12 protein-coding genes are annotated in these 16,718 nt (G+C 30.4%); 1 reads left to right on the top strand and 11 read right to left on the bottom strand.

The window, feature by feature from the left end; all coding sequences use genetic code 11:
• Positions 1-7: 7 nt before the first annotated feature.
• The 4 genes from IAA47_07430 to polA are packed head-to-tail and all read right to left on the bottom strand — an operon-like array spanning position 8 to position 5,279.
• Positions 8-685, bottom strand: coding sequence for a segregation/condensation protein A (locus IAA47_07430; protein MBU3842796.1), 678 nt, complete (start codon positions 683-685; stop codon positions 8-10).
• A complete protein-coding gene (locus IAA47_07425; protein MBU3842795.1) occupies positions 660-1,616 on the bottom strand; it encodes a bifunctional riboflavin kinase/FAD synthetase in 957 nt (318 codons plus the stop codon). The genes IAA47_07430 and IAA47_07425 overlap by 26 nt, the downstream gene beginning before the upstream one ends.
• Positions 1,617-1,619: 3 nt before the next feature.
• A complete protein-coding gene (whiA, locus tag IAA47_07420) occupies positions 1,620-2,522 on the bottom strand; it encodes a DNA-binding protein WhiA (GenBank protein ID MBU3842794.1) in 903 nt (300 codons plus the stop codon).
• 39 nt (positions 2,523-2,561) lie between these two features.
• Complete coding sequence (polA, locus tag IAA47_07415; protein MBU3842793.1) at positions 2,562-5,279, bottom strand: DNA polymerase I; 2,718 nt, start codon at positions 5,277-5,279, stop codon at positions 2,562-2,564.
• Positions 5,280-5,437: 158 nt separating this feature from the next.
• Between polA and IAA47_07410 the strand changes: the two genes are divergently transcribed.
• On the top strand, positions 5,438-5,854 hold the full coding sequence (locus tag IAA47_07410) for a single-stranded DNA-binding protein (GenBank protein ID MBU3842792.1): 417 nt from the start codon (positions 5,438-5,440) through the stop codon (positions 5,852-5,854).
• Between the two features lie 48 nt (positions 5,855-5,902).
• Here IAA47_07410 and IAA47_07405 read toward each other — a convergent pair whose 3' ends face one another.
• The 7 genes from IAA47_07405 to IAA47_07375 all read right to left on the bottom strand — a co-directional run bounded on the left by IAA47_07405 (position 5,903) and on the right by IAA47_07375 (position 16,718).
• Entirely contained in the window at positions 5,903-7,243 is a 1,341-nt protein-coding gene (locus tag IAA47_07405; GenBank protein ID MBU3842791.1) for a hemolysin family protein, read from the bottom strand.
• Positions 7,244-7,414: 171 nt separating this feature from the next.
• Positions 7,415-10,990, bottom strand: coding sequence for a pyruvate:ferredoxin (flavodoxin) oxidoreductase (gene nifJ, locus IAA47_07400; protein ID MBU3842790.1), 3,576 nt, complete (start codon positions 10,988-10,990; stop codon positions 7,415-7,417).
• Positions 10,991-11,116: 126 nt separating this feature from the next.
• The gene (locus tag IAA47_07395; protein ID MBU3842789.1) at positions 11,117-12,319 is read right to left on the bottom strand and encodes an acetate kinase; all 1,203 of its coding nucleotides are present in this window, start codon (positions 12,317-12,319) and stop codon (positions 11,117-11,119) included.
• A gap of 50 nt (positions 12,320-12,369) precedes the next feature.
• Entirely contained in the window at positions 12,370-13,368 is a 999-nt protein-coding gene (pta, locus tag IAA47_07390) for a phosphate acetyltransferase (GenBank protein MBU3842788.1), read from the bottom strand.
• A gap of 146 nt (positions 13,369-13,514) precedes the next feature.
• Positions 13,515-14,684 (bottom strand): signal recognition particle-docking protein FtsY, encoded by a 1,170-nt coding sequence (ftsY, locus tag IAA47_07385; GenBank protein MBU3842787.1) that lies wholly within the window; start codon positions 14,682-14,684, stop codon positions 13,515-13,517.
• Positions 14,685-14,807: 123 nt separating this feature from the next.
• On the bottom strand, positions 14,808-16,196 hold the full coding sequence (locus IAA47_07380; GenBank protein MBU3842786.1) for an FAD-binding protein: 1,389 nt from the start codon (positions 16,194-16,196) through the stop codon (positions 14,808-14,810).
• Between the two features lie 36 nt (positions 16,197-16,232).
• The gene (locus IAA47_07375; GenBank protein ID MBU3842785.1) at positions 16,233-16,718 is read right to left on the bottom strand and encodes a hypothetical protein; all 486 of its coding nucleotides are present in this window, start codon (positions 16,716-16,718) and stop codon (positions 16,233-16,235) included.

Here is a 16,718-nt window from a genome sequence, read left to right as displayed (position 1 = left end):
AAACTCCTTATCTATTTATTCTTGATACTGTATCTTCTTCTATCTCTATAAGTCCCTCTTTATAGAGTTCTAAGATAGCTAAAAATATATATACTAGATGCATTCTTCCTTCAGCTTCACTAAATATTGAATCAAAAGTTCTTCTTTGAGAGTATAATTTTATATATAATTTATCCATCTCATCTTTTAAAGTGTATTTTTTTCCTAGCTCTAATTCTAAATACTCTTTTTCACTCTTTCCAATATATTTTTTATAAGCTAAATATAGATCACTAGCTTTTAACTTTGAAATATCATACTCTTTAGCTGCCTTTTTTATAATCTTTCTTCCTTCACCACGTGTATAGGAGATGTTGTACTCTTTTTCCATCTCACCTATCTTTAATGCTACCTCTTTAAAGATTTTATAGTCTTCTAATCTTCTTTTTAACTCTTTTTCTTTATTCTCTTCCTCATTGATAGCTAAAAGCGTTGAAGCTTTTATTTCCAATAATTCTGAAGCTGTAACTAAAAATTCTACTTTGATATGTAAATTTTCCTCTTGAGCTTCCTTTAAAACACCTAGATATTCATCTATTATTTGTGAAATTTTTATCTCTGAAATTTTTAATTTTTTCTTTTCTATTAAATGAAGAAGTAAATCAAGTGGTCCTTCAAAATTATCTATCTTTAGTACTATATCCATTTTTTCTCTCTTCTACTACCCTTCTCCAAGTTTCTATATCATTTCCAATCACTCTTTTTAGTTCATCTATTGATGAGAATTTTTTCTCTTCTCTTAAATACTCTTCCAATTCAATAGCTACAGTTTTTCCATATATAAATTCATTAAAATTTAGTATATTTACTTCAACTGTTTTTTCTCCCGGTTTTAAAGTTGGATTAACTCCTATATTAACAACTCCATAACGATAGAAATCCTCTCCTTCTATCTTTACTTTAGCTCCATATATTCCATTTTTAGGATATAATCTTGTAGACATTTTTATATTTGCAGTTGGAAATCCTAACTCTCTTGCTATTTTTTTCCCATGTACAACTTCACCCATAATAACAAAATTATGCCCCAAATATCTATTTATTGTTTCTATATCTTTATGTAATACTTTATCTCTTAAAAGTGTTGAACTTACTAGTTTTCCTTCTAAATATATTGGAGAAAGTTCATTAACAACTATTCCTCTAACTTCCCCTAATCTAACCAGATCCTTGGCAGTAGATTTTCCTCCCACTCCAAAAGAGAAATTAAATCCTACAAATAACTCCTTACTTCCCAATTTCTTTTCTAAAATATCTACAAACTCCTCTGCAGTTAAATTGGCAAACTCTTGGGAAAACTCTTGTACAATAACACAATCTACTCCTAATTGTTCTAACAAATAAAGTTTTTCTTCTATAGTATTTATAACTTTTGGAGCTGCCTCTCCCTTTATTAATTCCATTGGATGATTTGAAAATGTAAAAACAACTGAATAACCACTATTTTTTTTTGCTGCTTCTATAGCCTGTTTTATAAGCTTTTGATGTCCATAATGAACTCCATCAAATGTTCCTATTGCTACATAACTATTTCTTAGACACTCATTAAAATTCAAGATATCTCTTATTATTCTCATACTTTATTCCTCTATCTCATCTTTTATTAGATTATTATAAATCTCTTCTATTCTTCTAAACCTATTTCTAACTCCAGACTTTGAAATTCCAATCATCTCTGCTATCTCTTGAAGTGTACTCTCAGGATTATTAAGTCTCATATGAGCTATCTCTTCAAGGACTGGACTTAATGAATTAAGTCCAATCTCTCTATCTATATGATTTATCATTTTAATTTGATTATTACCTGTATTCAAAGTCTTAGTTTCATTAGCTACTTCCCAGTTCATCTCTCTAATTGTTTTATTTTTCAAATCTTTTATCATTGTAGTTTCTTCATATTTAAAGAAAGATTGAATTGATCCTATCAGAACAATTATATCCATAATATTTTCTGAATTTCTAAGATAAACTAATGGTTTATTTCTTTTTAAAGTTTTAAAAACTTTCTTTCCTTTAGATAAAAGCAGGGTATACAATTTATCTGCCGCCTCTTCATTATCCATGAAAAAATCAAGGGCATACTCTTTTTCTGGATCCTTTATATACCCACAAGAAAGAAATATTCCTCTAATAAATCCTTTTAAAATTTCTTCACTTGTAAGTATCAAATCTACATTTAAACTCTTCATCTTTTCAATAAAGTCTCTATATCCCTTTTGCTTGGGAATAACAATTATGTATACATTATGCTCTCCCAACCTTTTAGATATTGAATACTTTATCTCTATTTTTAAATCTGTTGTATCTTTTATAAATTTATATACTCTTTTAGCTAAAGGTAAATTTTCTAATCTAAGTTCAATTCTATCATTATAAAAAGCATTTTTGCTCAGAAATATAGCAGATAATTCAGCAGTTTTTTCAATTGCTGTTACCATATCATTACTTAGTATCTCCTCTTTAACACTATATGTATAAGACATCTTACCTCCTATTAAAACATATTACCTTTTCTACCTCTTCTATTTTGTTTCAGCCCAGTTAACTCCTATATTAGTATTAATTTCAAGTGGTACACTATCAAATTTTACACACTCTCTCATTATTTTTTCTATATTTTCTCTATATTCTTCTAATCTATCCTGAGATATTTCAAAAATAAGCTCATCATGTACTTGAAGTAATAATGATACTCCAGCTTTATCCTTAATATATCTATATATCTCTATCATAACTTGCTTTAAAACTTCAGCTGCTGTTCCTTGAATAACACTGTTCACAGCCATTCTTTCTGCCTGACTCTTTATATTTTTATTTTTAGAATTTATTCCCTCTATAATTCTTCTTCTTCCAAATAAAGTCTCTGTATATCCGTTTTTCTCTGTAAATTCAACTATCTCTTTTTCAAACTCTTTTACTCTTGGATATTGATTGAAGTATCTCTCTATATATTCACTCGCTTCTCTTTGAGTAATTCCAAGCTCTTTTGCTAAACCAAAGGCTGTTTTTCCATAGATTATACTAAAGTTTATTGTCTTAGCAATTATCCTTTGTTCCCTTGTTACCTCATCGTTTTCAGAAAGTTCAAAAATCTTTCTGGCTGTTAAACTATGTAGATCCATATTATTTTGATAAGCTGCTCTTAAATTTTCATCTCCCGATAATTGAGCTAAAACTCTCAATTCTATTTGTGAATAGTCAATTCCCATTAAAATTGATCCTTTTTCCGCTACAAACCCTTGTCTTATCTTTATACCTTCATCTGTTTTAACTGGAATATTTTGTAAATTTGGATCAGAAGATGAAAGTCTTCCTGTAGTAGTTCCTATTTGATTAAATGTAGTATGAACTCTATTATTTTCATCTCTTAATTTAGGAATAGCGTCTACATATGTATTTTTTAATTTAGCTAGTTTTCTATACTCTAATATAGCCTTTGCTATCTCTGCTCCATCTTCCTTTAACTTCTCCAATACCTCTTCATCTGTAGATAAACCTGTTTTAGTTTTCTTAACTGGTGGAAGATTTAATTTAAAGAAAAGTATCTCGGCTAGCTGTTTTGGAGAGTTGATATTAAAATTTTCTCCAGCTTCTTCATATATTTTTTCTTGAAGTTCATCTATTGCTCTCTCTAATTCTTTTCCATATTTTGAAAAATAATCTGGGTCTATCATTATTCCCTTTTTTTCCATAGATGAAAGTATCTCTATCAGTGGCATCTCTATCTCATTTAGAACTTTCATTAAATTTCTATCCGTTAATTCCTCTTTTAAGATATCAAAACACTCTAAAAGTCCTCTTGTCCTTTGACAAATATATTTTCCATACTCTTCTGCACTTAAATTTTCTGGTTTCTCTTTTCCAAACTTCTCCGTATAATCCTCTAACTCTATTCCTGTGAATTGCTCAATAGGTAGCTCTACATTTTCCTTTGTTTGAGAAGTAACTAAATGATGAGCTATCATTATATCCATTCCACAATTTTTTATATCAAAACTCTTATTTAATAAATTTTTTAAATTATATGTTATTATATTTCCAGTATAATTATCAAAAAATTCCTGTATCTCTGGATAATCTTTTTTCTGCGTTTCTAGTGCTGGCTCAACATCAAATAATGAGATATTAGCCCCTATTTTATTTTCACATTTTTTATCAAAAGGATAATAAAAATCTTTACCATATGAACTTAAAGCTATTCCATAATCAGTATAAAAAATAGAGACTAGCTCCTCTTTTTTTAAAGTTTTAATCATATCCTTAATATCATCTTTTTTAGATAAAATTTTAAAATCTCTATTCTCTCTACTTCTACTTTGTTTTTCTAACTCTTCTTCTTTCCCTTCTACAATCTCAAGCCCCATTTTTTTAATAAGAGCTTTAAACTCTAATATCTTAAATAACTCTAAAAGTTTTTCTTTATCCTGCTCATAAGATAATTTTTCTAAATTAAATTCTAGAGGAACCTCCTGACAAATTATAGCCAACTCTCTACTCATAAAAGCAATATCTTTATCCTCTTTTAAATTACTCACAAGAGACTTTCCTATCCCGGGTATCTCTGTTAATGAATCTATATTTTCATATATTCCCTCTAAAGTTTCATATTTCTTCAACATAGGAATAGCTTTTTTAGGTCCAATTTTTCTTACTCCAGGAATGCCATCACTAGAATCTCCTATAAGTCCAAAAAGATCAGGAATTTTTTTAGCTGATACTCCTAAATATTCTATAACATCCTCATCTGTTCTTATTATTTTAAATTTATCTCCACCTTCACCTTTTCCTAGTAAAGCTATATTTATATTTTCATCTAAAATTTGAGCTAAATCCTTATCTCCAGTTATAACATAAACCTCTATATTTTCCTCTGAAAGCTTTTTTGCTAAAGTTCCTAATACATCATCAGCCTCATATCCTTCAATTTTAAATCTCGATATATTATAACAATCCAATACCTCTTCTATTCTTGGAATTTGAACGATTAAATCTTCAGGTGCTGATTCTCTTTGGGCTTTATAATCCTTATAAATTTCACTTCTCTTTAAAGAGCCTCTTTTAACATCAAAAGCTGCTCCTATAAAATCTGGATTAAATTCTTTTATTATACTCATCAAAGTATTTACAAAACCATATACTGCTCCAGTTGGCTCTGTTTTAGTTCTAAAATTCATATTTGCAAAATATGCTCTATACATTATGGCACTTACATCTAAAAGTACAGCTCTTTTCTTTTCCATTATAGCCTCCTAGCTTAACATTTTACTGTATTATTATATCATAAATACTACCATTTTGCTTATAATTTTTTCTTCTGTTTTCCTTTAAAAAATATTGGTGCTACTCTTGAAAATATGCTATAATTAGTTAAGAATATAATTTAATAGGAGGTTTTAATATGAATATAGTAGTTTTAGTTGGTAGACTTACTAGAGATCCTGAATTAAAATTTGGACAAAGTGGAAAAGCTTACTCAAGATTTTCTTTAGCTGTAGATAGACCGTTCTCTAAAGGTGAAGCTGATTTTATAAACTGTGTAGCTTTTGGAAAAACAGCTGAACTTATTGGAGAGTACCTAAGAAAAGGAAGAAAAGTTGGAGTAAATGGAAGACTTCAAATGAATAGATATGAAATGAACGGAGAAAAAAGAACTTCATATGATGTTCTTGTAGAAGCAATTGAGTTCTTAGAAGCAAAAGGAAGCAGTGATTCTATGGGTAGATATGAGCCTGAGTATTCATCACCTGCTCCAAAATCTATTTCTAAAGAAGTAGAAGAGATTCCATATGAAGATGATGATGAATTTCCATTCTAATTAAATTTAAAAATGAGGGGTTTTTCAATTATCCCCTCATTTATTGTTTTACTCCTCTATAGTTTCCGTATCTAATTCCTTTGGTTTTAAAGTTAATTTTACTTTTGTAATTCTTTTATCCTTTATCTCTAAAACTTCTAACCTTACATTTGTATACTCCAATACTATTTTCTCTTTTTCCTCTGGTATTCTCTCTAGCTCACCAGTAATAAATCCTGAAAGAGTATCATAGTTATCTGAATAAAAATCCAATCCTAATTCATAATTTAAAGCATCTATTGAAAAAAGTCCATCTACAATATATGTATTTTCTTCAACTGGAGTAATTTTTGGTTCTTTATTTTGATATTCCTCTTCTATAGAACCCACTATCTCTTCAATTAAATCTTCCATTGTAACTATTCCTGAAAATCCCCCATATTCATCAATAATGATTGACATGAAGATTTTAGATTGTTGCATCTCCTTAAAAAGAATATCTATCTTCTTTGTCTCAGGTATAAAATATGGTTTTCTCATTATAGTTTTAACATCTACTTTTTCAAATCCTTTTTTTCTAGCTTCTAAAATAAAATCTTTTATAAATAAAATTCCAATTATATTATCTACTTCGGTATCATAAACTGGAACTCTTGAATGTTTTCTATTTAATAATTCATCTAGATACTCATCTAACGGTGAATTAATATCTATCATGTATGTAGCTGTTCTAGGAGTCATAATCTCTTTAGCATTTTTATTATCAAAAGATAGAACAGAAGTTATCATATCTTTTTCAGTTTTATTGAAAACTCCATGAATTTGTCCTACTTCTAATAGCGATTTTATCTCCTCTTCAGATACTTGTTCCTCTATATTGTCAATTTTGAAACCTAATATACGTAATATTGTATTTGTTGAAATAGAAAGTAACTTTATAAATGGAAATGTTAACTTTGCTATTATATATATTGGTCTTATAGAAAACATACTTATTGCTTCTGCTTTATGTAAAGCAATTCTTTTCGGTACAAGCTCTCCAAATACAAGAGTAAAATATGATAATATTATTGTTACAATTACAATAGATAACTCTTTGGTATACGCAATATTAAATACTGTAAGTTTTTTACTCAAAATATCTGCAAATCCTGTAGCTGCAGATGCACTAGCAAAAAAACCAGAAAGAGTAATTGCAACTTGAATTGTTGATAAAAAATTAGTTGGTTCAGCTAAAACTTTCTGAATAAGTTTTGCTGTTTTATTCCCATTTTCAGCTAACAAATTAATTTTATTCTTATTAATAGAAACCATCGCTATCTCTGTACAAGCAAAAAAAGCATTTGTTAGAGTTAAAAAAATTAAAAATAAAAGATTTAAATAAAGATTAAATTCGGGCACCGTGTCCATTAATAATTCCTCCTAATATATTTTAATTTAGATCAATTATACATGAATTTAAATAAATAGTCAATTTTTAATTTTATCATTTTTAAAAATTTTTTTATTTTTATAATAATATAAAAAGAGACTGATATTTCTATCAGTCTCCTATATTTATGACTCTTTAACAGCCTACTCTTATTTTTTCTCTGTAGAGAAATCCATAGCAGCAAGTCTGTTATATTGTCTCCATCTTCTTTGAGCTTCAGCTTTATTTCTTTCATAAAGTTCTTTAGCTTCTGTTGGGTTAGATTTAGAAAGAGTAGCATATCTTACTTCTCCTAATAAGTACTCTTCATATTTATCCCAGTTAGGCTCTTTACAATCTATTTGAAGAGGGTTTTTACCTTCTGCTTCTAATGCAGGGTTATATCTGAATATTGGCCAGTATCCACACTCAGTTGCCATCTTCATTTCGTTTTGTACTTTAGCCATTCCTTTCTTTAATCCGTGGTTGATACATGGAGCGTATGCAATGATTAAAGATGGTCCGTTGTGAGCTTCAGCTTCTTTTAAAGCTTTTAAATATTGTTGTTGGTTAGCTCCCATAGATACTTGTGCAACATAGATGTGTCCATAAGACATAGCTATTGCAGCAAGGTCTTTCTTCTTAACTGCTTTTCCTGCAGCTGCGAATTTTGCAATTGCTCCTGTAGGAGTTGATTTAGAAGCTTGTCCTCCTGTATTTGAGTAAACTTCTGTATCTAAAACTACGATATTTACATCTTCTTTAGAAGCTAGAACGTGGTCTACTCCACCATATCCGATGTCATATGCCCATCCGTCTCCTCCAAAGATCCATTGAGATTTCTTAGCTAAGTATTGTTTTAAGCTTAAGATTTCTTTACATACTTCACAGTCTTTTCCTTCTAAAGCAGCGATTATCTTATCAGATACTTCTCTTGATTTAGCAGCAAATGATCTGTTTTCTATCCATTCTTTGAATAGTTCAGCAACTTCTGCTGGAACTTTGTCCATATTTTCTTCCATTATATTTTGAAGTCTATCTCTTAAAGTTTCTACAGCAACGTGCATTCCCATTCCGTACTCAGCGTTGTCTTCGAATAGAGAAGATCCCCATGATGGTCCGTGTCCATCTTTGTTAGTTGTATATGGAGTAGATGGTGCAGATCCACTGTATATTGAAGAACATCCAGTAGCATTAGCTATCATCATTCTTTCTCCAAATAATTGAGTTATAGCTTTTAAGTATGGAGTTTCTCCACATCCAGGACATGCTCCGTGGAATTCGAATAATGGTTGAGAGAATTGAGATCCTTTTACAGTATCTTTAGACATTAAGTCACTTCTGTACTCAACTTTGTTGAATAAGTAATCAGCTTTCTTATCTTCTTTATTTTCTAAAGATTGTCCGATGCTTACCATTACTAATGCTTTCTCTTTAGCTGGACATACGTTAGCACATGATCCACATCCTGTACAGTCTAAAGTAGATACTTGCATTCTATATTGTAATCCTTCTAATCCTTTTCCAACTGGTTTAATAGTTGTTAATTCTACTGGAGATGCAGCTTTTTCTTCTTCAGTCATTAAGAATGGTCTGATTACTGCATGTGGACATACATATGAACATTGGTTACATTGGATACAGTTTTCAGCTTTCCACTCAGGTACGTGAACTGCAATTCCTCTCTTCTCATATGCAGTAGTTCCGTTTTCAAATGTTCCATCTTCATATCCGTTGAATGCAGAAACTGGTAAATCATATCCTTTAATTGCGTTGATAGGTTTTGCAATTCTTTCTACGAATAATTCAGTTTTTGATTTTTCGTGTCCACATCTACAAGAACAACACTCTTCAGCTGCTTTTAACTCTTCAACTGGTAAGTTAGCCCATGCTGGATCTACTGGTACTTCGATTAATCCTTCTGCTCCTTTATCGATAGCTTTATAGTTCATTTGAACTATATCGTCACCTTTTTTAGCATATGATTTTTTAGCATAATCTTTCATATATTGTTGAGCTTCTTCAAATGGAATAATGTCAGCTAGTTTAAAGAAAGCAGCTTGCATTATTGTATTTGTTCTTTGCCCTAATCCAATTTCTTCAGCTAATTTAGTTGCATTGATTATGAATAATCTTGCTCCATTTTTAGCTAGATCTCTTTTTACTTTGTTAGGTATTTGATTTACAGCTTCTTCTGCATCCCAAATACAGTTAACTAATAATGATCCACCTTTTCTGATTCCAGAAGTCATATCATATTGGTGTAAATATGCTGGAACTGAACATGCTACAAAGTGTGGATTTGAAATTAAGTAGCTTGCTTTTATTGGAGATTTTCCAAATCTTAAGTGAGATCTAGTAACTCCTCCAGATTTTTTAGAGTCATATGCGAAGTATCCTTGTGCATATAAATCTGTCTTATCTCCGATGATTTTTATTGAGTTTTTGTTAGCTCCAACTGTTCCGTCTGCTCCTAATCCGAAGAATAAGCATTCTTTTACGTCATCACCAGTTACAGTTACAGGTGCTCCTACTTCTAATGAAGTAAATGTAACGTCATCTACTATTCCTACTGTGAATCTGTCTTTTGGTTGGTCTAATTTTAAGTTATCAAATACAGCAATTACGTGAGCTGGTGTAGTATCTTTTGAAGATAATCCGTATCTTCCTCCGATTATTACTGGAGCATTTTCTCTTCCGTAGAATAGAGATTGAATATCAAGTAATAATGGTTCTCCTTGTGATCCAGGCTCTTTTGTTCTGTCTAAAACTGCTATTTTCTTAACTGTTGATGGGAATACATCAAAGAAGTATTTAGCAGAGAATGGTCTGTATAAGTGTACAGATAAAATTCCTACTTTTTCCCCTTTAGCATTTAAGTAATCTATTGTTTCTTCTGATATAGGACAAATTGATCCCATAGCTATTATAATTCTTTCAGCATCTGGAGCTCCATAGTAATTGAAAGGTTTGTAATCTCTTCCAGTTACTTTAGAGATTTCTGCCATGTAGTGAGCTACTACATCTGGTACTGCATCATAGAATTTGTTTTGTGCTTCTCTTGTTTGGAAGTAAACGTCATCATTTTCTGCAGTTCCTCTTGTTACTGGGTGCTCTGGGTTAAGAGCTCTCTCTCTGAATGCTTGAACAGCTTCCATATCGATTAAGTTTTTAAATACTTCATAATCCATTACTTCTACTTTTTGAATTTCGTGAGAAGTTCTGAATCCATCAAAGAAGTGTAAGAAAGGTACTCTTGTTTTGATAGCTGCTAAGTGAGCTACTCCTGCAAGGTCCATAACTTCTTGAACTGAGTTTGTTGCTAACATAGCAAAACCAGTTTGTCTAGCTGCATATATATCTTGGTGATCTCCAAAGATAGATAGTGCTTGAGCTGATAATGCTCTAGCTGATACGTGTATTACTCCTGGTAATAATTCTCCAGCTATTTTATACATGTTAGGTATTTTTAATAATAATCCTTGTGAAGCTGTATAAGTAGTAGTTAAAGCTCCTGCTTGTAAAGAACCGTGTACAGTTCCTGCTGCTCCAGCCTCTGATTGCATTTCTACAACTTTTACAGGTACTCCAAATATATTTTTCATTCCTTTTGAAGCCCATTCATCTGTGTACTCTGCCATTGGTGATGATGGAGTGATAGGATAAATTCCAGCTACTTCAGTAAAGGCATATGATGCATATGCTGCAGCTTGGTTTCCATCCATTGTCTGCATTTTTTTAACCATTACAATTCCTCCTATAAAATCTTTTATGAAAGTATTTTTTTAATTTACTTCTATATACTATTTTAAATCATATTTAAAATTTGTCAATAATTATTTAAAAATTTTTTATAAAATTTTTCTACTTTATTATTTTCCAGTTACAATTCTATATGTATCTCTAGCAATTACTAACTCTTCGTTTGTAGGTATTTTATAAACTAATACTCTAGAATCATCAGTTGATAATTTTACATTTCCTTTCTTTCTAACTGAGTTAACTTCTTTATCTATTTTAGCTCCTATAAATCCTAAGCTTTCAATAACTCTCTCTCTTATTCCAGAAGCATTTTCTCCAATTCCTCCTGCAAAACAGATAGCGTCTACTCCACCCATTACTGCTGCATAAGCTCCTACATAAGATTTGATTCTATAAATAAACATATCCTCTGCTAATTTAGCTCTTGCATCTCCTTCAGCTACTGCATTTTCCATATCTCTACAGTCAGATGATTTTCCAAATACTCCTAGGATTCCAGATTCTTTATTTAATCTGTTATCCATTTCTCTATCAGTTAATCCTCTTTTATTTTTTATAAATAATACAGCTGCTGGATCTATATCTCCACATCTAGTTCCCATCATTAATCCTTGTAATGGAGTTAATCCCATTGATGTATCTACTGATTTACCATCCATTACTGCAGATACAGATGCTCCGTTTCCTAAGTGACAAACTATTATTTTTGAGTGCTCTGGATTTCCCATAATCTCTCTCATTGTTTCTGAAACATATAAGTGAGATGTTCCGTGGAATCCATATTTTCTTACTTTTAATTCTGTATAATCTTCATATGGTAATGCATACATGAATGCTTCAGCTGGCATTGTTTGGTGGAAAGCAGTATCAAATACAGCTACATTTGGTTTCCCAGGCATTAATGACATACAAGTTCTAACTCCCATTAAGTTAGCTGGATTATGTAAAGGAGCTAATTCATTGTTAGCTTCTATAGCTTTCATAACTTCATCTGTTATTAATACAGATTTAGCAAATGTTTCTCCTCCATGTACTACTCTATGTCCTATTGCTTCTACTTCTTCTACTGAAGCTATTACTCCATTTTCTTTATCAGTTATTGCATTGATAACTAATTCTAAAGCTTCTTTATGAGTTGGCATTGGTTTCTCAACTTTTATTTCATAATCTCTAGCTGGAACCTCATATTCCATTTTAGAACCTTCAATTCCTATTCTTTCACATAATCCTTTTGCATAAACTTCTCTTGTTTCTGGATTCATTAATTGATATTTTAATGATGAGCTTCCACAGTTAATTACTAAAACTTTCATTCTTTATCTCCTTAAAATAATTATTTATTATATTTTTTAAATAGCTTTTATTACTCTGCTGCTTGTACTGCAGTAATTGCTACTAAGTTAACTATATCGTCTACTGAACATCCTCTTGATAGGTCATTTATTGGTGCTGCAAGTCCTTGGATTATTGGTCCGTATGCATTTGCACCAGCTAATCTTTGTACTAATTTATATCCTATATTTCCTGCTGCTAAGTTAGGGAATATTAAAATATTTGCACTTCCTGCAACTTGAGAGTTAGGGCATTTTTTCATTGCTACAGATTTCACTATAGCTGCGTCTGCTTGAACTTCAGCTTCATATTGGAAATTTACTTTTCTTTCATCTAAGATTTTTCCAGCTTCTATTACAACATCTATATCTGGATGACTAGCTGATCCTTTTGTTGAGAAAGTCATTAATGCTACTTTTCCTTGCATTCCAACTACGTTTTGTGCAGTAATAACTGATGCTTCAGCTATATCTGCTAGTTGTTCTGCAGTAGGAACTGGTATTACTGAACAATCTCCAAATAATAATACGTCTCCATAAGTTTCTTGTCTTTCTGTTAATTCCATAACAAATACAGAAGATACAGTTTTTATTCCAGGTCTAGTTCCTATTACTTGTAGTCCTGCTCTTAAAACATCTGCTGTAGGTGAGTCAGATCCAGATACCATTGCATCAGCATCTCCCATCTTTACCATCATAGCACCAAAGAAGTTTGGATCATTTAATAAGATCTCTCTTGCTTTTTCTACTGTCATACCTTTTTTAGCTCTTAATTCAGCTAATTTTTCAGCATAAGCCTCTAATTTAGAAGAATTTTTTACTTCTACTATTTCTACTCCTTTTAAACTAAGACCTAAGTCATTTGCTACTCTTTCCATTTCTTCTTTGTTTCCTATAACTATTGGTCTAGCTATACCTAATTCAACTACTTTAGCTGCAGCTGTTACTACTCTTTCATCAGTTCCTTCTGGTAAAACAACTGATCTGTTAACTTCTCTTGCTTTTTCTCTAATTTTAACTAAAAAACTCAAAACTCTCACTTCCTTAAATAATATTTTATCTTAATTTTTTATATATATCATTAATAACAACTTTGTTGTTGTTAAGTATATACTAACAAATTTTAAGTATAATTACAATTATTTTTTTAAAAAATTTACAAAATAAATATTTTACACTAATCAAATATAGCTTGTATATATTCTTTTGCATCAAATTTTCTTAAATCTTCTATCTTTTCACCGACTCCAATAAATTTTATAGGTTTTTTCAACTCTTCAGATATACTAAATACTATACCACCTTTAGCAGTTCCATCAAGTTTAGTAATAATAAATCCCGTTAAATCAGTAACTTCATTAAATACCTTTGCTTGTGACAAAGCGTTTTGACCAGTAGTTCCATCTATAACTAAAATTGATTCATACTTCTGATCTCCTAATTTTTTCTTAATAATATTATGTATCTTTTCTAACTCTTTCATTAAATTATTTTTATTGTGTAATCTTCCAGCAGTATCAATAATAGCAATATCAGCTTTACGAGCTTGAGCTGCTTCCAATGTATCAAAAACAACTGCTCCTGGATCTGAACCTTGAGTACTTTTCACTATTTCGGCTCCCGATCTATTAGCCCATTCCTCTAACTGTTCTATAGCCGCTGCTCTAAAAGTATCCCCTGCTCCTAAGATAACTTTTTTACCCTCTTTTACATACTTAGAAGCTAATTTTCCTATAGTAGTAGTCTTTCCAACACCATTTACACCTACAACTAAAATAACATTTAATTTTCCATCTTCTATATAAATTTCATTATTTTCTTTAATCAGAAATCCTTCCATTACCTCTTTTAATACTGGATAAACCTCTTTAGGATCTTTAATTCCCCTCTTTTTAACCTCTTTTTCAAGGGCAGCAACTATTTTTATTGTCATATCCATTCCTATATCAGATTGAACTAAGATATCCTCTAACTCCTCATACATCTCAGCATCTATTACATTTCTTCCTAAGATAAATGACTTTAATGTTCCAAATAACCCTTCCCTTGATTTAAAAAGTTTTTCTTTTAAAGAGGTAAAAAAACCTTTTTTTTCTTTTTTTACTTCTTTATATTCTTCAGCTTCCTCTTTTTGCTTTTCAATTATCTTTGTCTCTAGTGTATCTATTTTTTCACTTTCAACATCCTTTATTTCAATTTTTTCTTCTAATTCTATATCTTTTTTTTCATTAATGCTTTCTTTTTCATTTTTTTTATTTAAAATTTCATCAATTTCTACTTCAGCAACTTTAAAACTTTCCTTTTCTTCCTCTTTCTTTTTCCCAAACAGTTTGCTAAAAAAACCCATTTTTATCCTCCTATTTTTCTTATCAATTAGATTTTACCACAATTTTTTCTTTTTTTCAATTCAAAGCTATAAAAAATGGTGTTTTTTTCTCCACAAAATGAAAAACAAAACACCATTTTAAGATTATTTATTTAAAATATCTCTAACTGCCAACATTCCCATTACCGCTGCTATATTTAATCCACTACCATAACCTGAACTATCTCCTACTGCATATAACCCCTTCATAGAAGTTTCCATATGCTCATTTATCTCTAATCTAGTACTTCTAAATTTAATTTCTGGGAAATAAAGAAGTAAATCTCTAGAAGCAAATCCTGGTGTTATTTTATCCAATACTTCTATAAATTCCATTATGTTATCCAATAATCTTTGAGGACAAGCAAGAGCTATATCTCCAGCTACATAATCTTCAGTTGTTGGAACAATATTTAATCTCTCTAATCTCTCTTCTGTAGATCTTCTTCCCTCTTTCAGATCAGCATATGATTGAACTAAAAGTTTTCCACCTGTAAGCATTGATGATATCTTAGCTATTGCTGTAGCATATTCAAAAGGTTGATTAAATGGCTCTGTAAATTTTTTAGTACATAGTAAAGCTAAGTTAGTATTTGTTGATTTTCTATCCTTATATGCATGTCCATTTGCTAATATGAAATCATCATATTTTTCAGCAGCAATAAATCCACTTGGATTACTACAGAAAGTTCTCATCTTATCTCTATAGTTTCTTGAATAGTATATCATCTTAGCTTCATAGAAGTTTTCGTTTATCTCTTTCATAATAATATCTGGTATCTCTGCTCTAACTCCTATATCTATAGCTCCATTTTCATATTTTATATTATGTTTTTGGCAAAGCTCCATCATTTTTTTTGCACCACTTCTACCCATTCCAGCTACTATATTATCAGAATAATACTCTTCAGTTTCACCTTTGTGTGTAACTATTACTCCTTTTACCTGATTATCCTCTACAATTAAACTTTCAATCTCTCTTTCTGTTTTAAATTCAACACCTTTTTCTAAAAGATAATCTATTAGTTGACTATATAATTTTCTTGAACCATCAGTTCCTAAATGCATCGTTGGAGTATCAACTAGTTGAACTCCATTTTCAATACAGCTTTTCTTAATTCTTTCCATTGTTGGATTATATTTTAACCCTGTAGGCTCTTCATTAAAACCGAATTTTCTATAAACTTCAACTATATCCTTTATAGTGTCGTTTACTAATTTTTTTCCAGCTACTGTATGAACGTCTCCTCCAACTCTATAATCCATGTTAAATTTAGAATCTGAAAAAGCTCCAGCTCCACTAACTCCATATATTATAGAACAAATTGGACAGTTTACACATTTTCCTAATTTTTCTTTAGGGCAAACTCTTTGCTTTAACATCCTTCCCTTATCTATTATTAGTATTTTTAGATCCTCTTTCTTTTCTATTGCTTCATAAGCTCCAAAAATACCAGCTTGTCCGCCACCTAAAAAAATAATATCGTACTTCATACTTACTTTCCTTTCTATTTTCCTTATACATTTATATTAATATTCACACCAATTAATTCCTTGAGAATAAACGTTATATGGAAGATTGGCATGAATTTCTCCTGTTTTTCCAGAAAAGTCATAGTTCCATCCACCATTATTATTCCCTTTTGTAAATTCTGATGTGTCATATACTATATTGCTTGCTGCACTTACTTCACTTCCAGAGGTTTTAGGAATAGAGTTATGTCCATAAATTTTAGCAAAAGATATTACTTTCCCTTTATCATCTTTATAATCTAAAAGTTGTAAATTATCCTTTACTCCCTCTTTTGATAAATCAGGATAACTTTGAGTCAATTGATAATATTTCTCTAAAGCTGCTCTTAATTCTACTAAATTATTTAATGTTTCTTCTGCTTTTTTTACCTCTTTTAAATCCTTTACATTATAACTTCCTAAAGCAATAACAGCAATTATAACAATTATTGAAAAAAAACCTACAATAATCTTTTCTTTAAACTCTTTTATAATCTTAGTCAT

It is taken from the genome of Candidatus Fusobacterium pullicola, assembly GCA_018883725.1.
GTDB classification, from domain to species: Bacteria; Fusobacteriota; Fusobacteriia; order Fusobacteriales; family Fusobacteriaceae; genus Fusobacterium_A; species Fusobacterium_A pullicola.
The sequence above is the reverse complement of the archived record's forward strand: the minus strand, read 5'-3'. Positions and strand labels throughout refer to the sequence as shown.

Excerpts from the sequence above, each read along its gene's own strand:
- IAA47_07430 (MBU3842796.1), bottom strand. The coding sequence starts at position 685 with ATGGATATAGTACTAAAGATAGATAATTTTGAAGGACCACTTGATTTA.
- ftsY (MBU3842787.1), bottom strand. The coding sequence starts at position 14,684 with ATGGGTTTTTTTAGCAAACTGTTTGGGAAAAAGAAAGAGGAAGAAAAG.
- IAA47_07380 (MBU3842786.1), bottom strand. The coding sequence starts at position 16,196 with ATGAAGTACGATATTATTTTTTTAGGTGGCGGACAAGCTGGTATTTTT.
- nifJ (MBU3842790.1), bottom strand. The coding sequence starts at position 10,990 with ATGGTTAAAAAAATGCAGACAATGGATGGAAACCAAGCTGCAGCATAT.
- IAA47_07405 (MBU3842791.1), bottom strand. The coding sequence starts at position 7,243 with ATGGACACGGTGCCCGAATTTAATCTTTATTTAAATCTTTTATTTTTA.
- IAA47_07395 (MBU3842789.1), bottom strand. The coding sequence starts at position 12,319 with ATGAAAGTTTTAGTAATTAACTGTGGAAGCTCATCATTAAAATATCAA.
- whiA (MBU3842794.1), bottom strand. The coding sequence starts at position 2,522 with ATGTCTTATACATATAGTGTTAAAGAGGAGATACTAAGTAATGATATG.
- polA (MBU3842793.1), bottom strand. The coding sequence starts at position 5,279 with ATGGAAAAGAAAAGAGCTGTACTTTTAGATGTAAGTGCCATAATGTAT.
- IAA47_07410 (MBU3842792.1), top strand. The coding sequence starts at position 5,438 with ATGAATATAGTAGTTTTAGTTGGTAGACTTACTAGAGATCCTGAATTA.
- IAA47_07375 (MBU3842785.1), bottom strand. The coding sequence starts at position 16,718 with ATGACTAAGATTATAAAAGAGTTTAAAGAAAAGATTATTGTAGGTTTT.
- IAA47_07425 (MBU3842795.1), bottom strand. The coding sequence starts at position 1,616 with ATGAGAATAATAAGAGATATCTTGAATTTTAATGAGTGTCTAAGAAAT.